Genomic DNA, 24201 nt, shown 5'->3' with positions numbered 1-24201 from the left:
TGTCGCTCGCGGTTTCGAAGTGGTGGCTCGGTGGAAAACCCTCATCACAAGGGGCTCAGTGGGGGTAACACGTCGTCATGGCCACCGTCTGCAGCGTGGCCGTCGTCGGGTATAAACCTCCCGCGATGGAGCGGCTCTGGCCGCCCCGGCTCACGGGGCCGAGGTCACAACGCCGCGACGACCTCGTCCGCGAACGTCTCCATCGCCGCCTCCGGGTCGTCGCCGCGCAGGCCGACGATGACGTGATCGACCCCGATCTCGTCGAGCCGGCGGAAGTACTCTCGGAACCACTCGGCCCCGGCGCGATAGCCGAGGTGGAGGTGGTCCGGCTCCGCGCTCGGGTCGTCGGCGAACTCGACGCCCACGGCGATGGCGAACGGTTTTTCGCCCGCCAGCTCGCGCCACTCCGCGACGTAGCTCCGGAGCGTCTCGTCCGGGAGGTGGTAGAACAGCCAGCCGTCGCCGTGGTCGGCGATCCACTTGGTCGACTGTCGCGCGTTGCCCGTGGGTAACACCGGGAGCGTCTCCGTCGTCGGCTTCGGGAGCACGTCGAGGTCGCCGTCGAGAGCGCCCCACTCGCCGTCGATCTCCGGGAACGTCTCGCGCCAGCACGCGCGCATCGCCGCGATCCGGTCGCGGACCATCTCGCCCCGTCGCTCGAGGTCGACGCCGAACGCCGAGTACTCGGGATCGCGGTCCCCGGAGGCGACCCCAAGCACGACTCGCCCGTCCGAGAGCCGGTCGACGCTCGCGGCCGATTTCGCGAGGTGGATCGGGTGTCGGAGCGGGAGGACGACGCTCGACGTCCCCAGCGCGACCTCGTCCGTCCGCGCGGCCACGTGCGAGAGCAGCGTCCACGGGTCGAACGCCCCGCCAGCGTCGCCGAACCGCGGCCAGTAGGTCGGCACGTCCCGCGCCCAGAGCCCGTCGAACCCGAGGGCCTCGGCGCGCTCCGCGAGCCGAGCCTCCGCCGCGGGATCAGGGGTTTCGCGCCGCGTGCCGGTTAGCGGAAATCCGAGCCCGAACGTCAGTCCGTCGTCGCCGAACAGCCGTCGGAAGCCGGCGTTCGCGTGGGCGGGGCGCTCCGTCGCGTCGGAGTCGGTCATTGGTTCATCTCCTCGCCGGTGCCGTATCGCTGCTGCGATCGCTGTTCCGGTCGCTGCGCGAGCCGGGCGACGATGCCCGCCTCAACCGCGACGGTCCCGCCGCCGGCGGCGAACGTGGCCGGGTCCCCTGACGACGCGAGCTGCCCGCCGCCGAACGTCACCGCGGCGAGCCCCCACGCGAACGGCCAGCTCCTGCTCATGGCGTCGCCACGCGTGGGTGCGGGATGAAAGCGGGGGACTCAGTCGCTGCGGGCGACCCGGCTCCCGACGCGTTCGCGATCGGTCCGGATCCGCTCGGCGAGCTCCGCGATCTGGGCCAACACGGGGTACCGCGGCCCGTCGGTCGGCCCGTACAGGTACTCGTGGAAGGACTGGTGATCCGCCCCTCCGCCCGTGGCGTCGACGGCCATCGGCGGGTCGTCGAGGTCGCGTTGGCGCTCGCCGGCCGCCTCGTTGCAGTCGGCCTCGAGTTCGTCGAGGCGGTGCCAGATGTCGATCGCGGCGTCCGTCCGGTCCCCCTCCACGCTGTCGAGGTGTTCGAGGAGCCGGCGGCGGCGCCGATCGACGCGATTCAGGTCGGTCTCGTACCGGGACAGCGCGTCGATCTCCGCGTCGATCGCGTCCGCCAGCGACGACCGGGCGTCGGCCGCCTGCCGGCTGCGCCGCACCAGCGCCGACTGCGCCCCGGACGAGAGCGTGCCGTTGGAGGCCAGCGCGGTGGCCGTGTCCGGCCCCAACTCGGCGGCGAGGCTCTCGGGGATCGTCTCGTCGTACTCCTCTCTGTAGTGAGGCAGCGACATCACGGTGTCCCGGTACGCCGCGAGCACGCGCCGGAGCCTGATGTCGTCGGTCCCGCCCCGCCCGTCGGCCGCGGGGACCGTGCGGACCGCGGCCGTGGGCCCGTCGAACGACGTGGCGGTCGACGAGGCGGGCGCGGGGTCGAGCCCGGAGACGCGGTCCGCGAACTCCTCGAAGGCGGCGCGCTCGTCGAGGACCCGCCGCCGCTCGCCGCGGCACTCGGCCTTGGCGTCGCGGACGTACGCCAGGGCGGCGAACGCGACGACGCCCGCGACGACCAGCGCGGTGACGACGCCGGGATCGGTCGCGATCGCGGCGAGGTCACAGGAGAGGGTCGAACACTCCGCAGTCGCCGGATCCGTGCCCTGAACCCGAAAGACCCCCGCCGCTCCGTGTCTCACGCTCATTGTATACGCTAACACGTCACACGTACAAAGCGCTTATGGCGGGCCTCGGTCCCCGACACGGCGATTCCCGGAGCCGGGGGATCACGACCGTCTCGGTGACGGCGGCGGGGTCGTCGGCGATCCGGCTACTCCACGACGCCGTCGTCGGTGATCACGGTGTCGATCATCCCGATCGGGGTCGCGTCGTAGCTCGGGTTCTCGATGGTCACGTCCTCGACGGGCTCGCGCATCACCTCGACGGCGTCGCGGAACTCGTTTTCGAACCGGAACTCCTCGATCCGCTTCGCGCCGGAGCCGACCGCGGTCACCGGCACGCCGAGCTCGCGGGCGGTGACGACGAGCGGGAACGTCCCGATGCGGTTGTAGTACGTCCCGCCGGTCATACACGTGATCCCGAGGAGGACGCGGTCGCAGTCGCGGAGGGCGTACCCCATCGCGCTGTCGACCACCATTCGGGTGTCGACCCGCGCGATGCCGGCGAGCACGCGGGCCGTCTTCCGGCCGAGAGTGCGCGGGCGCGCCTCCGTGACGTACACCGTCAGGTGGGCGCCGTCGCGGGCCGCGGCCTCGATCGACTCCAGCACCGTCGTCGAGTAGTCGTGGACCAGCAGGGTGTCGCCGTCCTCGATGTGCTCGGCCGCGTTGGCGGCGGCCTCCCCCTTCGCCGTCTCGATGTCCTCGACGACGCGGTGGATGGTCTCTTCGAGCCGCTGTTTGCCGCCCTCGACGCTCGTCGCCTCGCCAACGATCGAGCGCTCGACCTCGCGCATCGCGTTGTGGAGGGCGGCGTGGGAGGGGTTCGACCGCCGCAACACCCCCGCGTTGTGTTCGAGGTCGCGCTCGAACTCGTCGACCGTCACGTACTCGCGGTCGAGGAGATCTGCGAGCGACCGCGTCGCCTTCACGGCCACCGCCGACGTGCTGTGGGTCCGCATTGCCCGGATCTCGGCGACCGTCTCGTCGATCATATCGTAAGGGTCGTCGCCCCGATGCAAAGGGGTTCCGGGGTCTCGCCGGACGGCGAACGCGCCATCCCGATCGGCCAAGCTACGGGCGTATCGCGAAAACGGGCCGCACGGAAAAGCCGATTACCGCCGCGTCAGGCGTACTTCGCGACGACGTTGAGCACGTCGTCGAGCTCGTCGCCGTCGAGCGAGTAGCGCTCCTGAGCGAACACCGAGCGCAGCTCGGTGCGGTCCTCGGGAAGGAGGTCAGCGATCTTCACCGCGGTCGGCACGTCGATCTGATCGAGCTCGGTCAGCTCCTCGACCAGCTCTCTGGACTCCTCGGCGTCGAGGTGGGCGAAGCGGTTGACGTGCTCGATCGCGCGGGCGAGCTCGTAGCGCAGGTCGCGGTCCTCGTCGTCCGCGCGCTCCGCCTCGATATCCACGAGGATCTCCTTCGCCTCGGAGGTGGTGACGTACTCCTCGTCGAGCTTCTCTTTGAATATCGTCATCTCGGTCAGTTCTGCTGTGCGCTCATGTGGGCGGCGGCGACGATGAGCGTCTTCGTCTTGCCGCCGTCCGGGATCTCGACTTTGAACGCGGCGCCCTGCTTGCCGACCACCGTACCGGTGCGGCCGTCGAAGCGCGGGTGGAAGCGGCCCTTCTGGACGCTCGGGTCGATCTTGAGGTGGACCTGCGACCCCTCGTCGAACTCCTGGATCGCTCGCTGCGGCGGCGACGTGCCGCGGTCACGGGGTTTGTTCGAGAGCTTGTCGCGGGTCGCCTTCTGGGGCCCATTGGAACTCGGCATGGTCTTGAGCGTTCTTCCGCTGCCGCGGTTATAAATGGTGCGTTACGGCCCTCGAACGGGAGCCGATACCACGGTCTTCCGGGAGCTGGTGTTCCGGTCGTAACCGGCGGCCGAGACTACCCCACACGACTCCCCCTTCCGAAAGGGCTAATCCCGTGACTCCCTTGCGTTCGTGTAATGAGTCACCAGCTGCCGGACGTCCAGGCGTCGGCACCCGACGTCTCCGTCGGGCTCTCGCAGGTCGGCGTCACCGGCGTCGAGAAGCTCGTCAAGCTCGCCCGGGGAGAGATGCGCCCCATCGTCCTCATGGCGGAGTTCGAGGTGTTCGTCGACCTCCCGAGCGGCCGCAAGGGGATCGACATGTCGCGGAACCTCGCGACGATCGACGAGATCCTCGAGGAGATCACCCGCGAGGAGGCGTACCGCGTCGAGGAGGTGTGCGGCGACGCCGCCGAGCGGCTCCTCGAAAAGCACGACTACACCACCACCGCCGAGGTGTCGATGTCGGCGGAGCTCGTCACCCGCGAGGACACGCCCGCGTCCGGGATCGAGACGCAGAGCACGGCGACGATCGTCGCCAGCGCCACCGCGACCGAGGAGGGGACCCGCGAGGAGATCGGCGCCGAGGTCACCGGGATGACCGTCTGCCCCTGCTCGCAGGGGATGAGCGAGTCCCGCGCCCGCGACAAGCTCGCCGACCTGGGCGTCGACGAGGAGACGACCGAGGAGTTCCTGGAGGCCGTCCCGCAGCCGGGGCACTCCCAGCGCGGCCACGCGACGCTGACGATCACGACCGACGGGCACCCGGAAGTCGACCTCAGGGACGTGATCGACATCGCTCGCGACTCGATGAGCGCCCGGATCTACAACATGGCGAAGCGGCCGGACGAGGACCACATGACCTACGAGGCCCACGCCGACGCGAAGTTCGTCGAGGACTGCGTCCGCGCGCTCGCCGAGGGCACCGTCGCCGAGTTCGACCACCTCTCCGACGACGCCGTGATCCACATGCGACAGTCGAACGACGAGTCGATCCACCAGCACAACGCCCACGCCGAGCGGGAAGTGACGATGGGCGACCTGCGAGACGAACTCGACGCGGCCTGATCGGCGCGTCAGCCGTCGGGTGTCACCGGCTCACCCGAACGTCAGCGGCTCCGCCTCCGCCCACTGCGGCTCGAACTGGTCTTTCACGCTCGCCGCGAACTCCGCGTCCTTCACGTCGATCATCGCGAACGGCTCGTCGCCGGAGAGCGGGTGCGGCACCTCGATGCACACCTCGATCCCGTCGAAGACGGAGAAGGTCCCGTCGACGCCGGCGGTCGTGCGCACCTCGAACCCGGCCATGTCGGAGAGGTCCGCGGTGTACCGCCGACCGACGCTCCGCGGGAGCGCGTCCACCGTCTCCGGCGACAGCAACACGCGAATCTCGACCCCGCGGTCCAGCGCCGCCTCCAGCTCGTCGGTGACCCGCTCGCCGACCGTCCCGAGATCGAAGCCGGTCGCGGGGGCGCCGGCGACGACGACCATCCGGCGCTCGGCGGCCGCGATCCGCTCTAAGAGGAGGTCCGTGGCGTCCTCCGCGCCGACGGCCGCGGTCCAGAACTGCCCGTCGACGGGCTCGCCGGCGTCGAGCTCCGTCGAGAGGTCGTCGACGACCGCCTCGTACTGCTCGGCCTGCGTCTCCAGCTCCTGCTTCTTCTCCTCTAACAGCCGGTCGAGCGCGGCGTCCGGCTCCACCGCCGCGTACTTCTTCGGGCGGCTGGCGGCCTGACTCCGGACCAGGCTGTGCTGTTCCAAGCTGTTGAGCACGTCGTACACCCGACCCATCGGGACCTCGCTGGCCCGCGAGAGGTCCTTCGCCGTCGTCGGCCCGGTGCGCAGGAGCGCCCGATACGCGCGGGCCTCGTACTCGGAAAGCCCCAGATCGCGGAGAGATGCCATACCGACTCATCCGTCGGGATCCGTATAAACACGTCGCCGGTTTACACGGCGTGCCGGTGGTCCTCGGTGTAACTCCTCTCAGCTAGATCCGACGCAGATACCGAACAAAAACGCGCCCGCTGCGAGACGAATCGCGGGGCCGGATAGCTACTCGATCGTCTCGGCGACCCGCGTCATCAACTCGTCCGGTGTTTTCGCGGGTTCGGAGGCGCCGTCTCCGGCGAGCACGACCGCCGAGCCCGCGGGTACCGACCGCGGTGCGGGCGCGTCCGACCGGTGGGCGTTCGGGACGACGACCTTCTCGTGGTCCGCGACCCGCCACGCGGCGCGGTGGAGGTCGCTGCCGGGCTCGTCGCCGACCGCGACGACGGTGGTCCCGCGGAGGAGCCGCCCCGCGAGGCTGCCGTACCCGGCGACCTGAACGCTCAGTCGCTCGGTCGCGCCGGCGAACGACTCGGCCGTCTCGCGGGCGACCGCCTCGTAGCGCTCCTCGCCCGTCAGCGCCGCCAGATCGAGCAGGGCGGTCGCCATCTCCACGTTGCCGTCGAGCGGGCGGAACGGCCGGTCGAGTAGCCCCGCGCCCGACCGCGGCCCGTCGACGAAGGAGCCGTCGACGTGCAGCCGGTCGATCGCTCTGTCCGCGACCGCGCGGGCGACGGCGGCGCCCTCGCCGAGCACGCCCGCGGCGCGGGTGTACGCGCTCACGACGCGGGCGGCGTCGGCGAGGAGGTCCGCCTCGCCCACCTCGTCGCTCCCGCGGTAGTGGGTCACCGCTCCGCTCTCGGCGTCGATCAGGTCGCGTTCGAGCCCGCCGAGGATTCGCTCGGCGTACTCGCGGGCGCGCTCGTCGTCGGTGTAGGCGGCGACCGCGAGCAGCGCGTCGGCCGCGAGCGCGTTCCCGCCCGCGAAGACGGTCAGGTCCCGGCGCGGTGAGTCCAACTCCTCGCGATCGGCGGCGGCGGCCGCGTAGTAGGCGCGACCGAGCCCCGGGCCGACGCTCCCGCCGACGCCGTAACCGGTCCAGAGGTCGTCGGTGAGGAACTCGACCGCGTCGGTCGCGGGAGCGAGGTACATCTCGTCGCCCGTGTAGAGGTAGGCGTTCGCGAACGCTCGGGTGACGGCCGCGTTCGTGTCGATCGGCTTCTCGTAGGCCACGTCGCCCCAGTCGGGCGTCCCCGCGAACCGGAAGAACCCTCCGGCCACGTCGTCGGCGAGGTGGTCGCGCACCGCGTCGAGCGTCCGGAGGGCGCGGTCGCGGTCGCGCTTCAGCGCGAACTCGACCGTCCGCGGGAGGGGGAACTTCGCGTCCGATCCCCATCCGGCGTACTCCTCGTCGTACTTCACTTCGATCTGGCCGGCGAGGTGGCTCTCGATCGCGTCCGTCACCTCCCCGCTCGGCGGGAGGTCGGCGTCGAGCGCGCGCGGGATCCGCCCCGCGTCCCGGCCCTTGTCGGCCCACATCTGCCGGACCGACTCGAGCACCTGCCGCATCCCGTCCACGTCGAGGTAGCCCGCGCCGGTGAGCAGCTCTCCCTCGGGAGTGAGGAAGGCGGTCGTCGGGAACCCGCCCATGTTGTACCGCTCGCGCACCCGGGGGTGGCGGTCCACGTCGACGCGGACCGGGACGAACCCCTCGTTGATGTTGGCGGCGATTCGGGGCTCCGCGTAGGTGATCGCGTCCATCTCGTGACAGCCCTCACACCACGTGGCGGACAGCGAGAGGAGGACCGGGGAGTCCCGCCTGTCGGCCTCGGCGAAGGCCGCTTCCCCCCACCCTCGCCACTCGACGTGCGTCTCGTCGGTCATACCGACAGTCGGACCGCGCGGTGGGTAAGCGCTTCGAGACCGGTGCGCCGGCGGTCGGCCAATGAGCGGAGAGCCGGTGAGCGGCGCGAAGGCGGCACAGCGTGAGACGGCCAGAGGGCGAAGGGAGGGCGGGTCGTCGGAGGGAGCCGATCGGTCGTCGTGGCGATGCGATTCGGCGGGCGCGTCGGCCTCAGCGCTTGTAGTCGTGGCCGAGCGCCAGCGCGAGGGCGTTCGCGAACAGCAGGCCGACGAACAGCTGTCCGGTGGTGCCGTCGAGCCCCGAGTACAGGAGGGCGGGGTACGTGGCCGGGATGGCGATCGCCGCCCAGAAGGCGGCGGCCTTCATCGTTCCGGTCATCAGTCCGGCGACTTGCCGGCCGGAGGCGAGGCGCGTGGGTGCGGGGATGGACATGGACACTACTACCCACCGTCGGTAGCCACATATAGCCCGCAGAGGGTTCGCACGATTTCACCACGTTTCTCGGCGCTCGACGACGTTTCAAAACGCGCTCAGGATCGGTCTAACTCTTCATCGAGCTCTCTCACACTTTTCCAGCGTGTTGACGACGATCGTCGATAAGGCGGTTCGATCGGCGGCGATAGGGGGAAGGGAGTCGGGGATCGCTCGCGACGCCGGCGTAACACAGAGAGGCCTTTGTGCCTACGGGAAGCCCTTATGGGGAGCCGTCGTAGCAGCGCCCGTCATGACCGAACTCACGCGCCGAACGGCGATATACGGTATCGGATCCGGAGGCGTCGCTGCCCTCGCCGGCTGCACCGACGGCACCGATCCAGGTGCGGGCGATGGCGACGACGGGAGCGACGGGGACGGCGAGGACGGGACCGGCGATGGCGGGGACGGAGACGACGGGGACGACGGCGGCTCCGTCGTCACCGACACGGCGGTCCAGCAGGTCGGCGTCGCGCTCTCCGGCCCCGCGTGGAACCGCGAGTCGCGCCGCGGCTTCTGTGTGCTCTTCACCGAAGAGGACGAAAGCTGGTGGCTGTTCGACGACGTCCCGGCGGAGGTGGGTGAGTTCGTCGCGGCGACCGATTTCGACGAGTCGGTGCTCGCGTACGTCGAGTCGGTCGGGCCGACCACCTGTCACAACCGGATCGCGTTCGACGAGGTCGACGTCGAAGCGGGAACGCTCAGCGCGAGCGCGACGGTCGAGAACACCGCCGGGGACGACGAGGCCTGCGGCGAGGCGATCACCTTCTCCGGCGCGCTGCTCCGCGTCACGGCCGACCCGCGTCCGGAGTCGCTCCGGCTGTCGGTGACGGACGGCTGGGGCGAGACCGCGGAGCTGACCGGCGACGAGGGGGTCCGCGACCCCGCCCGGCTCGACGGGTTCGTCCGGCCCGAGAGTGATCCCCACACCGTGCCCGCCCCGCTCGACTGCGAGGACGCGTCGTTCGGGCGTCACCCGTCCGCCTACGCCGACGGCGTCTCGTGGGGGACCGGCGGCGGCGCCGGCGAGGACGGGGGGAGCGCGCTCGCGCTCCGCGTCGTGAATCCCGCGTACGACGGAGGGGATCGCGCGGAGGCGCTGACGTTCGAGCGCGGCGACGACGTGCGCATCGAACTGACCAACGTCTCGAGCCGACCGGTGTCCGTCGGCAACCACGGGAAGTACAACGTCGAGGCGTTCACAGAGGCCGGCTGGGAGGACGTGCGCGGCGCGGAGGACGCCCGCTTCGACTACACCGACGAGGCGATCTCACACCCTCCGGGTGAGACCGTCGCGTGGGAGTTCACGATGACCGAGTCGGGGCTCGTCGCCGACGAGAACCAGCCCGAGGGGTTACGAGTCTGTCCCGACCTGCAGCCGGGGCGCTACCGGTTCGTCTTCTTCGGCGCCGCCGACATCGCTGTCGCGTTCGACTACGTCGGATAGCGCGCTCTGGGTCGGTCGTTTCAGACCCGAACCTCGATCAGCAGGTCCGACTCGGGCGACTCGCCCATCATCGAGCGAACGCGGTCCCACGAGAGGTCGGCGCGGGCGGTCACCGTCTCGGTCGCGATCGCGCCGCAGGCGTTACCGACGAGCAGCGGCACCTGGTAGTCGCGGGGGTCGTTCGAGAATCCGTCGCCGGTGATGTCCGGGTCTCTGAGGGCCGCCCCGAGGAAGCCGGCCGCGAACGCGTCGCCGGCGCCGACGGTGTCGACCGCGTCGATGTCGAACCCCGGATGCGACACGTCGCCGCGGGGCGTCCGGATCGTCGCGCCCTCCTCGCCGAGCTTGATCGCGACGACGCGGTCGTCGGGCTCCCACGGGTCGATGTCGGTCGAGTCGGCGAGCGCGTCGGCCTCCGGGGCGTTGAGGAAGAGCAGGTCGGTGGCGTGGAGCGCGGCTTCGAACTCGCGGTCGCCGAGCCGGCGACCCGGATCGAAGCTCCGCGTCGTTCCGGCCTCGGCCGCGGCGGTCGCGAGGGCGGCCGCGGTCCCCGGCTGCTGTCCGGTGAGGTGGAGGTGGTCGGCCGCAGCGAGCGTGTCGCGGTCGAGCTCGGCCGCGGTGAACGACTCGTTGGCGCCGTCGTTCGCCAACATTAGCAGCTCCCCGCTCCCGTCGACGATCGCGTACTTCACCGAGGTCGGGGCGTCCGCGTCGACGAGGACCTGCCCCGGGTCGACCCCGGCGCTCGCCAGCTCGCGGAGCGCCAGCGCGCCCGACTCGTCGCCGCCGACGCTCCCGTAGACGACCGACTGACCGCCGAGGCCGACGAGCCCGACCGCCACGTTCGCGGCGCTGCCGCCCCCGGACTGTTCGAGCAGGTCGATCCGGGTCTCGCCGTCCGGCTCCGGGAGCTGCTCGACGTGGATCGTCACGTCCCAGTTGATGTGGCCGGCCGAGACCACCTTCGGGACGCGGTCGGCGGAGTCGGGGTCGAGGTCCGGGTCGTCGTCGACGTGGTCGTCGCCGTCCGCGGTCGCGCCGTCGCCCTCTTCCCACTCGGAGACCTCCTCGTCCCACTCCGCGACCTCCTCCTCCCAGTCGTCGGTGCCGCCGCGCTCCGAGCCGTCCCTGCTCATGGCTCGGCCCACGGCTCGGCGGCGCCCTCGCCGAACAGCTCCCGCATCAGCGTCACGATGCTCTCGGGCGGGAACTGCCCCTGCTCGGTGACGATGGCGTCCATGTACCGCGGCGGGGTCACGTCGAACGCCGGATTTTCGACCTCGATCTCGCCGATCTCCTCGCGGGCCTCGGAGCCGATCACCTCCTCCTCGTCGCGCATCTCGATCTCGACGGTGTGGCCCGTCAGCGTCTCCGGATGGAGCTTGATCGTCTGGGCGGCAGTCATGATCGGGACCCCGCGCTCGCGGGCGTTGACCGCGAGCCCCGACGTGCCGATCTTGTTGATCACCCCGCCGTCCGCGGCGATCGAATCGGCGCCGACGAGGACGTGGTCGACCTCGTCGAGGTACCGCCGCGCCGCGGAGTCGACGATCAGGGTGACCGGGACGCCGGCGTCGCGGAGCTGTTCGGCGGTGATGTGGCCCTGCTGGCGCGGGCGCGTCTCCTTGACGACCGCCGAGATCGACTTCCCCTGATCGACGGCGGCCTCGATGCAGGCGAGCGCGTCAGTCGAGTGGCAGTGCGTCATCACCGTGTCGCCGTCGGCGAGGCGGTTCGCCCCGACCTGCCCGAGGTCGTCCTGCGCGCGGTCGAGCTGGCGGACGAACGCGTCCGCCGCGCCCACGACGCTGCGGCGCAGTTCGTCGACGGTGTCTCCCTCCATCCGCTGGAGGACGTAGCGGAGGGCGTTCGGTAGCGACACGGCGGTCGGGCGGGTCTCGCGGAGCGTCCGCCCCGCGCCGCGCATCGACGCGCGGAAGGCGGCGGGGTCGCTCTCCGCCTCCTCGGCCGCGGCCTCGGCCTGCTCGGCGAGCGCCTCCGCGGCCGCGGAGGCGATGGTCGCCGCGCCGCGGATCTCCATCGTCGCGATCGATTCGGCGGTCTCCCGGACCGGGGCCGCCGGCTCCGTATCAGTCATACCGATCCAGTAGCCGCCTCGGTATTTATAAAACCGGGCAGGAGGCGAGGTCACGTTAACTCAGAGGATGAGGCGTTTTATTCCAAACTAATTATGTCTACGCTCTCTTTCCGTTCGCCGAGGAAGCGCGGCTCCGTGATCAGTCCGGCCGGGAATACGAGGAGTACCGCGGAAACGTTCCTCGATTCGTTGGCTGGAGTCGCTGATAACGCTCGTTAGCTCGTGGAAGGCTCCCCAGAGGAAATGGAGCCGCTCCGGGTAGGGGACTTGTGTCCCCGCCGATGGTCGCTACACCGCTATCGTCGTCGGTCTCTCATTCCGCGAATAGGTCCCGTGACGAGTTCACGGCGAGGAGCCCGCCACAGACGGCGACAGAGATCGCCGCTGTCACGGGGTTGAACAGGCCACCGAGCGCGACGGGGATCGCGATGGCGTTGTACGCGAAGGCGAGCCCGACGTTCTGCCGGACGCGGCGGCGCGCTGCCCGAGCGAACTCGAACGTCGTCTTGACGAGGGAAAGGTCGTCGTCGACGATGGCGATGTCGGCGGCGTCGGCGGCGAGTGCCGTCCCGCTTCCCAACGAGATTCCGAGGTCCGCCTGTGCCAAAGCGGGCGCGTCGTTGGTTCCGTCACCGACCATCGCGACGCGGCGATCGCGTTGGAACCGCCGGATGGCCTCCGTTTTCCCCTCGGGCGGCACGTCCGCGAACACGTACGAGACCGCCTCCTGTTCTGCGAAGAAGTCCGTCGCCTCCTCGTTGTCGCCCGTGAGGACGGCCACTTCGATCCCGCGTTCGTGAAGGCTGGTGACCGTGTCCAGCCATCCCTGTCGGGGGTTATCGCCGACCACGACGAGTCCGTTCGCACGCCCGTCACGGCCGATCACGACGGGGAGACGGCCGAATCCGCGGGCGTCGCGCGCTTTCGCTCGGACCTCCGACGGGACTGTCCAGCCTCGCTCGGCGAACAGATCGAGATCCCCCACGAGCGCGTCGCGACCGTCGACGGTTCCGGAAACGCCTGTCGCGTGCGTCCGGAAGTCGCGCACGTCGCGCCCGGCGGGCGGCGTCGCGCCGTCTTCAGCGTCACTGCCGTCGATGTGGTCGCCGTCGGTGCGTGCCGTCGCGTCGCCGGTCTTCGAGTCGATCGCGGAAACGATCGCAGCCGCGGCCGGATGCGCGGCACGCCGTTCGAGCGCGGCGGCGTCGGCGAGCGCCTCGTCCGACGCGTCCACCTCGACGACCTCCATCTCGCCGGTCGTGAGGGTCCCGGTCTTGTCGAACACGACCACGTCGACCTCGCGGAGCCGCTCGAAGATCGTGTCGTCGAGCACGACGATACCGCGCTCCATCGCATCGCGGATGCTCGTCGCGACCGAGAGCGGCGTCGCGAGCCCGAGCGCCCACGGGGTGGCGACGAGCAGCGCGAGCAGTACGGCCATGACGCTCGCCGGAAGTGAGCCACCGCTGACGATGACCCAGACACCGACGGCGACCGCGACACCGGCGACGAGGGTCGCGAGACGATACGCGAGTGCGTCGGCGCGGCGTCGGATCCCGTGATCGGCGCTCTGGATCGACCACAGTGAATCGGTGATGCGGTCGACGCTGCTCGTCACCGGGTCACCGACTTCGACGACTGCGGCGCCGTCGGTGACGACCCCGCCGCCGACGATGGTATCCCCCGTTCGCTTCGCGACGGGGAGTGCCTCGCCGGTGACGACCGCCTCCTTGACGCTACAGCCGTCGCCGACGAGCGTCCCGTCAACCGGGATTCGTTCGCCCTCGCGGACGAGGATCCGATCGCCGGGATCCAGGGAGTCGACCGCCACCTCCGTCGCGTCGTCACCGTCGTCGAGCCGCCGGGCGCTGTCCACCTGCGAGACGGTGAGTTCGGTGAGCCGTTCGAGCGCCCGCTGTTTGATCGACGTCTCGTAAAATGAGACGCCCGACACGACCGCCGCGACGACGAGCGTCAGGTCGTAGAAGATGTTGTTGTCCCCCAGGAGCACCGCGCCCGTGCCGTAGCAGAACGCGCTGACGACGGTGAACGCGACGAGGAGGTCCGTCGTCGGCCGACGCATCTTCAGGCTGATGTACGCCCCACGCAACACCGGCATGCCGGTGAAAAACAGCACGATCGCGGTCAACACGAAGTAAATCCTCAGGAACAGGAACCCGCTACCCCCGCTCAGTTGGAACGCGCCTTCGAACGCTTTGAGGAACGCGGCGTCGAAGTACGGTGCGAGGTGGGCGGGGTACATGATTGCCACGTACGGGACCATCAGGAACGCACCGAACACGATCCCGGCTGCATACCGAAGTCCGAGGACCTCATCGCTCCGGCGTTTCCGGAGGCCGTCCGCTTCCCGCGAACGACGCGTCCCGCTCGCGTTTCCGTCCGCGATCGCGTCGGATCGGAGGAACGCAGTGTAGCCGGTTCTGCTCAACGCGTCACGGAGGTCGTCTGCCGACACCGCGTCTGCGTCGTGGTCCACGCGAACCGTCTCGGTGACGTAACTCGCCTCTGCGGCGACCACTCCGGATTGCGTGTCGGCGATGTGTTCGAGGTACGCCTCACACGTCGGCGAGTACATCCCGTCGATCCGAAGGAACGTCCGCGTGACGCCGTCGGGGACCGATCGATCGGTGTCCGATTTCGTTGCCGGACGGTCCGATGGAGCGTCATCGCCGAGCAGTCGGCTAATCTCTCGACACCCGGTACTACAGAACGGCCCGTCGGAATTGCTCGCTATCGGGTCACCCGCGATCGGTTGCCGACAGACGTTACACTCGCGCGTCGGACCGGCGTCACTCATTCAGGACCCTCACCGGAACGGCGCCGATCCGTTTTGAGAGCATACTGAGGCTTCGTTGGACGCATGCGCTTTGTCGACAGAATAGTACTGTAGCCGAGCCACTTGTAAGGAACCTTATTTCGACCCAGCTATCGAGCAGTGGCTGTACGGCTACGGCCGACGGGATTGAGTCAGCCGGCGAGAGGGAACTGAACACGTACGGTACTGCGTTGTAGCCGCCGCGAACGACCGCTGGGACAACGATACTACCGGTGTGTTCGTGAACCGCCTCGGGGTCAAGCCCCGAGGCACTCGCCTTGTTTTCTCTGTGGAACGCCGAACTGCCCGACTACCGGCGCGACGAGGGTGAGACCGACGACGGTCCACACCGACTGAACCCGGCTAATTCGCCGTCCAGCGTGTGACTCATGATCTGGCGAGATCGTCAGTAACGTCGGTCGGTGCGAACCGTGAGAGTCGCATCGCGTTCCCGGTGACGGCGGTCGTCATCCCGGCATCGCCCGCCAGTACGACCAACCAGATGGGAACCAGTCCGAACGGAACGGCGACCGCGAGCGCGGCCTTGACCCCGAGGCTAGCCCAGATCTGCCGGATGACGCCGTTCTAGGCCGCGCTCGCGATTCCCGAGACGACCGAGACGGGCGTCGAGATGACGAACGCACACGGGCGTGCGAGGACGAGTAGCGTGAGGCGTAGACGATGAACGTGGGCCAGGACATCCCGAATAGGAGTGGGGGGACGACGGCTCCCCGGTAGAGGGCCGAGAGGACGAGCGGGAAGGCTAGTATGCCGAGTCCGACGAGGACGTACTTCGTACCGCGCGTTCGCTGGAGTCTCAGAACCGTGTCTCCGGACCTTCGCCGTCTGCTGGAACCGATGTTACGGTAACACGACCAGGCGGTGCGGCGACGAGTCGCCGCCGACCGGTCATCGTCACCCGCTATCGGTCACCGTCCGGCTGTTGGCCGTAGCTCTCGAACCGCTCCTCGACGGTCGCCATCTGCTCGTCGGAGAGCACGTGCGGATCGCCGACCGCCGACGCCCGGAGGTACAGCCGACACAGGTCCTCGACGTGATGCGTGTTCTCGACCGCCGTCTCGATGTCCGGCCCGGTGACGACGAGTCCGTGGTTCGCGAGGATCGCGGCGTCGGAGTCGGCCTCGGCCATCGCCGCCACCACGTTCGCGGCCAGTTCCTCGGTGCCGTACGGGGCGTAGTCGGCCAGCGGGACCTCGCGCCCCACGGCGGCGATCATGTAGTGAACCGGGGGGAGTTTCCGGTGGAGCGTCGCCATCGTCGTCGCCCACGGCGAGTGGGTGTGGACGATCGCGCCCGGCCGGTCGTGCTTGTAAATGCCGGTGTGCATCGGCACCTCGCTCGACGGGGCCATGCGGCCCGCCACCCGCTCGCCCGCCAGCGAGACCACCGGCACGTCGGTCGCGTCGAAGGCGTCGTACGGGACGCCGGTGGGGGTCACGGCGACTCGGTCGCCGTCGCGGACGCTCAGGTTCCCCGTCCGACCGGGCGTCAGCTCCGCGAGCGCCGGCGCGTACTCCACCACCTCCTCGCGCGCCTCTCGCAGGCGGTCGGGATCCGCGTCGGTGTCGGCACCGGGGCCGTCGCGGGTCACGCCGCCACCTCCAGCAGGTCGGCGAACGCGTCGAGTCGATGGTCCGGTCGCCGGTCGCCGTCGAGCTCGTCGCGGGCGGGGGCGTCGCCGTCGGCGACGAACAGCGCCGTGTCCATGCCGAGCGCGTTCGCGCCGGCCACGTCGGCGCCGATGTTGTCGCCGACCATGAGCGCCTCGCTCGGCCGGCGGTCGAACGCCGCGAGCGCGGTCGTGAAGGGGATCGCGCTCGGCTTCTCGCGGCCCACCTCCTCGGAGGTAACGAGTCGGTCGATCCGCTCGTCGATCGCCAGCCGCGAGAGCTTCTGAAGCTGAACGCGGGTCGTGAGGTTCGTGACGATGGCGACGTCTGTCCCCGCCGCGGCGAGGGCGTCGAAGACCCGCTCGACCCCGTCGCAAAGCGCCATCTCACTCGCGTACCCCTCCCAGTACGCGTCGCCGAGCGCCAGCGCGTCGGCGGCGTCGTGCTCGCCGGCGCGGCGCTGCAGCGCGCGCTTGAAGTAGATGTGCCGGTCGTGGGAGGCGGCGGTCTCGCTGGTCTCCCGCTTCGTCTCCCGCCGCGCGGTCGCGTACAGCTCGTCGAACGTCTCGCGGTCCATCTCGTACCCCCGATCGCGGAACGCAGCGAGGGCGGCCCGCTTGCCCGCCTCGTTGCAGGGGGCGTACGGATACAGGGTGTTATCGAGGTCGAAGAACACCGCCTCGTAGCTCATGGCCCCACTCCGCACGGTACCGACTTAAGAGTGGTTCGACGGCGGCGGGTCGTCCCCTGCGACCCGGTCGCTTATGACCGATACCGCGGCCAGGCCGCTCGTGACGTGAGCGACGCCCGCGGCGGCCGAGGCGGGAGCCCGGCGCACCGCAGCGGGGACGCCGATGCGCCGGCTGTTCGCCACTCCTCAGTGGTAGTGTTCAGATAAGCTGATTCCATGCGAAAGCGAACGATCTCAACCACTCGTCAGCAGTTTCTGCTTCGGCGTTGCTGAAACAGTTTGAGAAACAGGTAGTCCTGCGTTTTATCTCACGAAAGATACGTTCGACGCTATTCCGATTTCCATGTCGTTCGTATCTGAAATCGAAGCCGTGCTTTTCACAGGCTCGATGAAGTGGAACCGCGCCATCAACGAGAAAGATCGCGTCATTCACGTCGTGTTTTTCGCGGAGTTCCACGAAAAACTGATCCGCGATCACGTTTGTTCTCGTCGGCTCAAGCTTTGTGTGTAGCAGATCGTTCGAGTCCGGATCGACGGCGGCGTACAGCCAATATTGTTCATCATCAAGTTGAATCACAGTTTCATCAACCGCAACGTGATTCGGGCTCTGCCCTGTTTTCGGCTGTAAATCGGCCTTGTGAACCCAGTTATGAACGGTAGATCGAACCCGATCAACACCAAACACCTCAAGAAACGAAACAGTATTCGAAAGAGATAATCCAGCCAGATGGAGCTGAATACTGAGCTTCATCAACAGTTTTGGTGTTGCTTCTCGCTCCACAAACTCTAAGTTGATCTCGTCTAAACAGCCGCTGAGGCGGTCGTTTTCGGGCATAGATCACTTTGAAAACGCACCGCCTCTCCTTTCAATCCTTATCTGAACACCGCCTCCTCAGTCGGGCGATCGCCCGCCAGCTACTGCTCGTTCATCGCCTCGCTGGCGATGTTGCGGCCGCGGGAGTTCAGCGCCACCTCGCGGCGTACCCGCACCTCCTCGACCACTTCGAGCTCGACGAGCCGCTCGAACGTCTCCTCGACCGCGTCGACGTCCATTCCGAGGAACGACGGGATCTCGAACGGCGAGACGCCGGAGTACAGCGCCATCAACACTTCGCGGTCGCGGCTGGAGAGGTCGACGTTCGTCGAACTCCGCTCCTCGCCCTTCCGGAGCCACGCCTCGACGAATCGCATCCGGTTGGGGTCCCCGGCGATGTGGGTCTCGATGCTGGTCCCCTCGTCGTCGGTGTGCGACACCTCGATAACGGGTTTCTTTTCGCCGTTGACCGTGCGTTTCGCGGCGTCGAGCCCGCTGATGTCGTCGAGGTCGAACTTCACAAACGCGCCGCTCTCGAGGGCCGCGTTGAGCCCGTTCTCGTCGATCTTCACCCGCGCCTGCTCCCACTCCGTCTCTTGGACGACGCCGCCCTCGATCGCGGGGTGTTTCGCCGTCACCGTCCGCTGGTCGAGCAGCGCTCGGTACACGTCGCGCTCGAACGACTCGTGCTCCGAGGCGGCGACGAGCAACACCTGATCGCCGAGGTCGAAGCTGACGTAGTTAGAGACGCGCGCGACCGACTGGTTGGCGTCGTGGCGCCCGCCGAGCCCTTCGAGCTTCGAGAGCGGAACCGTTCGCTTCCCGTCGTTGCCGGCTAAGATGAGCCGGCGGTTCGACAGGAGCACGCGCCCCGGCGTCCACGAGACGTCGCTCACCTTCCGCCCCTCGCGGACGGCGACCGCGAACCGCGCCTGGGTGTCGGCAATCTTGTACTCGCTGCTCCCGCCCGACATTTACCGCCCCCCCGCTCGGAGCTTCGACACCGCCGAGAACACCCGCTTCCGGACCGCGGGGCTCTCGTCGTCGGTGAACTCTTCGAGCCGGTTGAGCGTCTCCTGGCCGCCCACCTGTCCGAGCACGAACACCGCCTTCGCGCGGGCGTCCTCGGGATGTTCGGTGCCGAGCCGGTCGAGGAGCCGGTCCTCGACGATCGGCCCGCCGAGGCTCTTGAGGCTGGTGGCCGCGAACTGCGCGGTCTGTGGGTCCTCGTCGGCGAGCGCGTCAGCGAGCGCCTCGACCGCGACCGCCGACTCCGGTTCCGCGACGCGGCCGAGGATCCACGCCGCGTTCCGCCGCTGGCGGCTCTGCTGGCCGTCGGTGAGGATCTCGACGAGCGGCTCGACGACGGTCGCGTCGTCGGCCTGTTTCAGCTCGGAGACGACCTGATCGCGGACCGCGTGGCTCTGCTGGGTCGGCACGTTCGAGAGCAGTTCGATGACCGAGTACACCGCGGCGTTCCGAACCACCGCGCTCTCGTCGCCGAGCGCGCGCGCCAGCGGTTCGACCGGTTCGGGGTTGTTCGCCTTCCCGAGCGCGCCGGCGGCGATGCGCCGGAGCGACTCGTCCGAGTCGTCGAGCAGGTCCAGGAGGGGAGAGAGCGCCTGATCGGTACCGATGTTCCCGAGCGCGTTCGCGGCCGCCCGCCGGACCCGCGGCTCGTCGTCGAGCCGCTCCGTCAGCCCGGGAATCGCCCGCGGGTCGGCGAACGTCCCGCAGGCCTGACACGCGCGGAGCCTGACGCGGGGGTCCTCGTCGTCGAGCGCCTCGACGAGGTGCTGGAGACCGCTGCCGTCGTCGAGCCGGCCGAGCGCGTTCGCGGCGGCCATCCGGAGCTCCGGGCGGTCGGCCTGCAGCGCGCGAGCGAACTTCCGGGCGGTGACCCACTCCGCCTCGGAGCCCTTGGTGCCGGTGAGCTCCGAGAGGAGCTGTTCGAGCGCCGCCTCGCCGATCTCGTCCAGCGCGTCGACCGCGGCCCCGCGGACCTGCGCGTCCTCGTCGCCGGTCGCGGCGCGCAGGAGCACGTCGATGGACGGCTGGTCGTCTGGGTCGGCGACCTCGCCGAGGAACTCGGACGCGCGCTTCCGAACCGCGGCGCTGTCGCTGCCCATGGCGTCCCTGAGCCGCTCGGCGTTCCCGTCCCGGGCGTGCTGGTACAGCGACATCAGACCCTCCGAAACACCCGGCGGCGCTTGTCGATCGGTTCGTATCTGTCCGACCGGTCCGGCGGGACGCTCTCGGTCATACCGAGCACGAGCACGCCGTCGTCAGCGAGCGACGATTCGAGCGTGTCGAACAGCGACCCCTTGTGGTCGACGTCGATGTAGATCAGCAGGTTGCGGCACAACACCACGTCGAAGGGATCGCGAGCGCCGTCGCGGATCAGGTCGTGCGTCTCGAAGTCGACGAGCCGCTGGACCGCCGGTCGGACCCGGAACGCGTCCTCGTCGCGCTCGACGTAGCGGTCCGGGTCCGAGAGCGGTTCGAGCTCGGCCGCGATGTCGGTCGTCCGGGTGGTGTGGTAGACCCCTTCGCGGGCGTCGTCGAGCGCCTCCTCGCTGATGTCCGAGCCGAGCACCTCGACGCGCGACTCGTCGATCTCGGGGTCGTCGCAGGCCAACATCGCGACCGAGTAGGGCTCTCGACCGTCGGCCGAGGGTGCCGACCAGACGCGGACCCGACGCTGCTCGCTCGTCCGATCGCGGAGCACGCCGCGGAGCACGTCCCACATCTCCGGGTTGCGGAAGAACTCCGTCACGTTGATCGTGAGCGCGTCCATCAGCGCCTCGCGCTCCCCGTCGTCCTCTCGGAGCAGCCGCTCGTACTCGGCGTGCGACTCGGTGTCGCGGCGGCGCATCCGGGCGGTGATCCGGCGGTCGAGGTACGACTCGTTGTAGTAGCCGGGCTCGAACGGCACCGTGTCGTCGATCTGCCTGAGGACGCCCTCGAACTCCGTCTCGGTCTCGCCGCTCATAGGCTCACCACGTCGAGCACGGCCACGACGTCGCCGTCGCCGAGGACCGCCGTGCCGCTGAGTCCCGGCGTCCCCGACAACGGCCCGTCGAGCGGTTTCACGACCACTTCCTCCTGATCGAGCACGGCGTCGCAGTGGAGCGCGACCTGCCGGGTCTCCTCGCGGATCCGAACGAGCATCCCGTCGTCGGTCACGCCGCCGTCGGTCGTCGCGGACGCGGCGTCGGCCTCCGCAGGCCCGTCGCCGCCCGACTCGTCGGGACCATCGGGGGCGCCGGCGCCCGACCCGGCCGCCGCGGCGCCGCCGTTCGTGAGCCGCTCGTTCAGCCGGATCACCGGGTAGAGGTCGTCCTCGTGGCGCACGATCTCGTCTCCGTGGACCTCTTCCACGTCGTCCGCGCGGGCGACCTCGGCGATCGACTTGATCGGGATCCCGTACTCCGTGCCGCCCACGTCGACGAACATCACCTTCACGATGGCGACGGTGACGGGGAGCCGGAACCGCACCGTGGTCCCCTCGCCCGGGTCGCTCTCGACGGAGACGGAGCCGTCGAGGTCGCGGGCGGTCGTCCGGACCACGTCCATCCCGACGCCGCGTCCGGAGACGTCGGTCACCTCCTCCGCGGTGGAGAAGCCGGGGTGGAACACGAGGTCGTACACCTCGCCGTCCTCCATCGCCTCGACCGCCTCGCGGCTTTTGACGCCCTCGTCGACGGCCTTCTCGCGGAGCTGATCGGGGTCGAGCCCGCCGCCGTCGTCGGCCACCTCGATGATCACGTGGTCGCGCTCGCGCTCGGCCGTGAGCCTGACGTGTCCGGTCGGGTCCTTGCCGGCGGCCTCGCGCTCCTCGGGGGACTCGATCCCGTGATCGACCGCGTTCCGCAGGACGTGGACGAGCGGGTCGCGCATCTCCGTGAGGATGGTGCGGTCGAGCTCCACGTCGTCGCCCTCGATCTCGAAGTCGATCCGCTTGTCGAGGTCCCGCGAGATGTCGCGGACGAGCCGCGGGAACGAGTCGGACACCTGCGAGAACGGGATGAGCCGCATGTCCATCGCCGTATCCTGCAGGCTGGACGCGAGCTTGTCGAGCTCGTCTAACGCGTCCGACTGCGCGTCCAGCTCCTCCAGCTCCCGGCGGAGCTTGATCCGGCTCGTCACCAGCTGCTCGACGAGACCGTACAGCTCGTCGACCTGATCGACGTCGACCCGGATCGACTTGATCTCGTCGCCGGACTTGGAGTCCGTGCTGGAGCCGGAGTTGGTCCCGGACGAGGATTCGCCGCTGTCGCTCTCGTCGGTTGCGTTCGCGTCGTCTGTGGCACCCTCGTCGGTCGCTTCCGCGTCGGCGGCGTCCTCGACCTCGGGTTCCGCGTTGGCGCCCTCGTCGTCCACACCCGCTTCGGCGTCGGCGTCGGCTTCACCCGACTCGTCCGCCTCGGCGTCTCCACCGCTTTCGCTCGCTCCGACGAGCGTCGTCGCGACCGACTCGACCTGCGTGAGCGCGCCGAGCCCCTCGGCGACGACCGCGGGGTCGGCGTCGGCGACGAAGGCGTCGAACCGCTCCTCGTACTCACCGTCCTCCAGCGCCTCGGGGCCGGGCACGGTGACGAACTCGCCGAACTGGCCGTCGAGCGCCTGCAAGACGAGCGCCGCGTCGACGCCCGCCATCGCGGTCTCGCCGACCGTCACGTCCGCGTACGCGACCGGCTCGCCGAGGGCGGCCGCCTCGTCGGGGAGATCGGGGACGGAGATGTCGTCCGCGTCTCCGTCGCCCTCATCGGTCGCGTCGTCGGCGGTGTCGGCGCCGGCCTCGGGCCCGTCGGTCGCTTCGCTGCCGGAATCGCCCGCGCCGGCGGTCCCGTCCTCGTCTGCGTCCTCACCGCCGACGGTCCCGTGCTCCTCCATCTCTCGGAGGCGACTCTCCAAGTCGGTGGGGTCGGTCGACACGTCGCCCGTGTCGGCGATCTCGGACACCATCGCCTCGACGGTGTCGACCCCCTCGAAGAGGAGGTCCATCAGCTCCGGCGTCACCTCGCGGTCGCCCTGTCGCACCGCGTCGAGGAGGTCCTCGAGGGCGTGCCCGAAGTCGGAAACGTCCTCGTACCCCATCGCCGCGGCGTTCCCTTTCAGCGTGTGGGCGACGCGGAACACGTCGTCCATCGCCTCGGCGTCCTCCGGGTCGGCCTCCAGGGCGAGCAGGGCGTTGTTCAGGTCCGTGATCCCGTCTTCGGCCTCGGCGACGAACGCGGCGCGGTGGGAGTCCATCAGGCCCCACCCCCAACGATCGCGCCGGCGACGTCGTCGAGGTCGTGGACCTCGTCGACCCCGCCCGTCTCCACCGCTCGCTTCGGCATCCCGTAGATCACGCAGGTGTCCTCGCTCTGTGCGATCGTCCGCGCGCCCGCGTCGGCCATCGCTCGGATCCCCTCGGAGGCGTCGGCGCCCATCCCGGTCAACACGACCCCGACGAGGGGGCCGTCGACGACCTCGGCGGCCGAGCGCATCGTCACGTCCGCGGCGGGCGTGACCGACTGCGAGTCGTCCTCGTCGAGCTTGACGCGGAGGCGCCCCGACCGGTAGCTGTCGATCCGGGTGTGGCTCCCGCCCCGGGCGACGAGCGCCTCTCCGGAGCCGATCCGGGCGCCGTCGCTCGCCTCGCGCACGTCGTACGCCGAGGCCTCGTCGAGGCGGTCGGCGAACCGCGAGGTGAACGCCTCCGGCATGTGCTGGACGATGACGAGCCGGCAGTCGGTCATCGGTAACGCCGACATGACGCGCTCGACCGCGTTCGGTCCGCCGGTCGACGCCCCGATCACGACCGTTAGCGGCTCGTCGATGTCGGCGCTCGCGGTCCGCGTGGCGGGCGTCGACGCTCGGGAGGCCGTCGCGTTCGCGTTCTCCTCGGCGGCGTCGTGCTCGCGGCGGTCGCGCGTCGCCGCGGCGAGGTCGGCCCCCGCGACCGATCGGACCGCCTCGACGAGCCGGTCGGACTCGCGGGAGACGCCGGTCGACACCTCACCGCCGGGTTTCGAGAAGAAGTCGACCGCGCCGCGTTCGAGCGCCTCGAACGTCACTTCCGCGCCCTCGGCGGTGTGCGCCGAGAGCATCAACACCGGCGTCGGCGTCTCGTCCATCAGCCGTTCCACGGCCTCGAGCCCGCCCATCCCCGGCATCTCGACGTCCATCGTCACGACGTCCGGACGCGTCTCGGCGACCACCGACAGCGCCTCGGCGCCGTCCCCCGCCTCGCCGACGACCGCGACCCCCGCGTCGGTCAAGAGGTCGGAGATCAAGCCTCGCATGAACGGCGAGTCGTCGACGACGACCGCCCGCAAGGAGTCGTCGCGATCGTCTCGCCGATCCGTCGTCCTACTCATGTAGGGAAGCGGGCCCAGAATCAGCATAAATCCACGGACCCGGTAATCA

General features: G+C 69.6%; 22 protein-coding genes and 1 pseudogene. 2 read left to right on the top strand and 21 right to left on the bottom strand.

Annotated features, from left to right (window positions below; translation table 11 throughout):
- Window positions 1–164: 164 nt before the first annotated feature.
- From ACT4MF_RS07840 to ACT4MF_RS07815, 6 genes are all read right to left on the bottom strand, one after another.
- Entirely contained in the window at window positions 165–1106 is a 942-nt protein-coding gene (locus ACT4MF_RS07840; RefSeq protein ID WP_444682313.1) for a TIGR03571 family LLM class oxidoreductase, read from the bottom strand.
- Window positions 1103–1306, bottom strand: a complete 204-nt coding sequence (locus tag ACT4MF_RS07835) for a hypothetical protein (protein WP_444682314.1) — start codon at window positions 1304–1306, stop codon at window positions 1103–1105. Before ACT4MF_RS07835 ends, ACT4MF_RS07840 begins: the two co-directional genes overlap by 4 nt.
- 39 nt (window positions 1307–1345) lie before the next feature.
- Entirely contained in the window at window positions 1346–2311 is a 966-nt protein-coding gene (locus ACT4MF_RS07830; RefSeq protein ID WP_099254496.1) for a DUF7260 family protein, read from the bottom strand.
- A gap of 125 nt (window positions 2312–2436) precedes the next feature.
- Window positions 2437–3279 (bottom strand): eIF2B alpha/beta/delta subunit family protein, encoded by an 843-nt coding sequence (locus tag ACT4MF_RS07825; protein WP_444682315.1) that lies wholly within the window; start codon window positions 3277–3279, stop codon window positions 2437–2439.
- A gap of 131 nt (window positions 3280–3410) precedes the next feature.
- A complete protein-coding gene (locus tag ACT4MF_RS07820) occupies window positions 3411–3767 on the bottom strand; it encodes an RNA polymerase Rpb4 family protein (RefSeq protein WP_004047019.1) in 357 nt (118 codons plus the stop codon).
- A gap of 5 nt (window positions 3768–3772) precedes the next feature.
- Window positions 3773–4066 (bottom strand): 50S ribosomal protein L21e, encoded by a 294-nt coding sequence (locus ACT4MF_RS07815; RefSeq protein WP_004047020.1) that lies wholly within the window; start codon window positions 4064–4066, stop codon window positions 3773–3775.
- Between the two features lie 177 nt (window positions 4067–4243).
- Here ACT4MF_RS07815 and mptA point away from each other — a divergent pair, with 177 nt between their 5' ends.
- Window positions 4244–5173 (top strand): GTP cyclohydrolase MptA, encoded by a 930-nt coding sequence (mptA, locus tag ACT4MF_RS07810; protein ID WP_099254498.1) that lies wholly within the window; start codon window positions 4244–4246, stop codon window positions 5171–5173.
- Window positions 5174–5203: 30 nt separating this feature from the next.
- Here the strand turns inward: mptA and ACT4MF_RS07805 are convergent, their stop codons facing one another.
- The 3 genes from ACT4MF_RS07805 to ACT4MF_RS07795 form a co-directional block, all read right to left on the bottom strand.
- Window positions 5204–6010, bottom strand: coding sequence for a TrmB family transcriptional regulator (locus ACT4MF_RS07805; protein WP_444682316.1), 807 nt, complete (start codon window positions 6008–6010; stop codon window positions 5204–5206).
- Between the two features lie 147 nt (window positions 6011–6157).
- The gene (locus ACT4MF_RS07800) at window positions 6158–7816 is read right to left on the bottom strand and encodes a DUF255 domain-containing protein (protein ID WP_444682317.1); all 1659 of its coding nucleotides are present in this window, start codon (window positions 7814–7816) and stop codon (window positions 6158–6160) included.
- Window positions 7817–8006: 190 nt separating this feature from the next.
- Entirely contained in the window at window positions 8007–8228 is a 222-nt protein-coding gene (locus tag ACT4MF_RS07795; RefSeq protein WP_099254501.1) for a DUF8028 family protein, read from the bottom strand.
- Between the two features lie 292 nt (window positions 8229–8520).
- Here ACT4MF_RS07795 and ACT4MF_RS07790 point away from each other — a divergent pair, with 292 nt between their 5' ends.
- Window positions 8521–9714, top strand: a complete 1194-nt coding sequence (locus ACT4MF_RS07790; RefSeq protein WP_444682318.1) for a hypothetical protein — start codon at window positions 8521–8523, stop codon at window positions 9712–9714.
- 20 nt (window positions 9715–9734) lie between these two features.
- Here ACT4MF_RS07790 and ACT4MF_RS07785 read toward each other — a convergent pair whose 3' ends face one another.
- From ACT4MF_RS07785 to cheB, 12 genes and pseudogenes are all read right to left on the bottom strand, one after another.
- The gene (locus tag ACT4MF_RS07785) at window positions 9735–10850 is read right to left on the bottom strand and encodes an ATP-dependent ribose-1-phosphate kinase (RefSeq protein WP_444682319.1); all 1116 of its coding nucleotides are present in this window, start codon (window positions 10848–10850) and stop codon (window positions 9735–9737) included.
- Entirely contained in the window at window positions 10847–11812 is a 966-nt protein-coding gene (locus tag ACT4MF_RS07780; protein WP_099254504.1) for a ribose 1,5-bisphosphate isomerase, read from the bottom strand. Before ACT4MF_RS07780 ends, ACT4MF_RS07785 begins: the two co-directional genes overlap by 4 nt.
- 313 nt (window positions 11813–12125) lie before the next feature.
- Window positions 12126–14630: a heavy metal translocating P-type ATPase gene (locus tag ACT4MF_RS07775; RefSeq protein WP_444682320.1), complete on the bottom strand. Its 2505-nt coding sequence runs from the start codon at window positions 14628–14630 to the stop codon at window positions 12126–12128.
- Between the two features lie 405 nt (window positions 14631–15035).
- Window positions 15036–15233, bottom strand: a pseudogene (locus tag ACT4MF_RS07770) (hypothetical protein); the annotation flags it as partial.
- A gap of 337 nt (window positions 15234–15570) precedes the next feature.
- Window positions 15571–16260, bottom strand: a complete 690-nt coding sequence (locus ACT4MF_RS07765; protein WP_444682321.1) for a ribulose-1-phosphate aldolase — start codon at window positions 16258–16260, stop codon at window positions 15571–15573.
- Window positions 16257–16970: a ribulose-1,5-bisphosphate 5-phosphatase gene (locus tag ACT4MF_RS07760; RefSeq protein ID WP_099254506.1), complete on the bottom strand. Its 714-nt coding sequence runs from the start codon at window positions 16968–16970 to the stop codon at window positions 16257–16259. Before ACT4MF_RS07760 ends, ACT4MF_RS07765 begins: the two co-directional genes overlap by 4 nt.
- Window positions 16971–17169: 199 nt before the next feature.
- Entirely contained in the window at window positions 17170–17805 is a 636-nt protein-coding gene (locus ACT4MF_RS07755; RefSeq protein WP_444682322.1) for an IS6 family transposase, read from the bottom strand.
- An 80-nt stretch (window positions 17806–17885) separates the two neighbouring features.
- Window positions 17886–18758 (bottom strand): CheF family chemotaxis protein, encoded by an 873-nt coding sequence (locus ACT4MF_RS07750; RefSeq protein WP_444682323.1) that lies wholly within the window; start codon window positions 18756–18758, stop codon window positions 17886–17888.
- Window positions 18759–19967 carry a HEAT repeat domain-containing protein gene (locus ACT4MF_RS07745; protein WP_099254508.1) on the bottom strand — a complete coding sequence of 403 codons (1209 nt, stop codon included), beginning with the start codon at window positions 19965–19967 and terminating at the stop codon, window positions 18759–18761.
- Complete coding sequence (locus ACT4MF_RS07740) at window positions 19967–20776, bottom strand: CheR family methyltransferase (protein ID WP_099254509.1); 810 nt, start codon at window positions 20774–20776, stop codon at window positions 19967–19969. Before ACT4MF_RS07740 ends, ACT4MF_RS07745 begins: the two co-directional genes overlap by 1 nt.
- Window positions 20773–23040, bottom strand: a complete 2268-nt coding sequence (locus ACT4MF_RS07735; protein WP_099254510.1) for a chemotaxis protein CheA — start codon at window positions 23038–23040, stop codon at window positions 20773–20775. The genes ACT4MF_RS07740 and ACT4MF_RS07735 overlap by 4 nt, the downstream gene beginning before the upstream one ends.
- Window positions 23040–24152 carry a chemotaxis-specific protein-glutamate methyltransferase CheB gene (gene cheB, locus ACT4MF_RS07730; RefSeq protein ID WP_180271722.1) on the bottom strand — a complete coding sequence of 371 codons (1113 nt, stop codon included), beginning with the start codon at window positions 24150–24152 and terminating at the stop codon, window positions 23040–23042. Before cheB ends, ACT4MF_RS07735 begins: the two co-directional genes overlap by 1 nt.
- Window positions 24153–24201 lie beyond the last annotated feature (49 nt).

The organism is Halorubrum sp. FL23 (assembly GCF_052439115.2).
In the GTDB taxonomy this organism is placed as follows: Archaea; Halobacteriota; Halobacteria; order Halobacteriales; family Haloferacaceae; genus Halorubrum; species Halorubrum persicum.
Note: the sequence above shows the minus strand (reverse complement) of the source record. Positions and strands in the feature narration are given on the sequence as shown.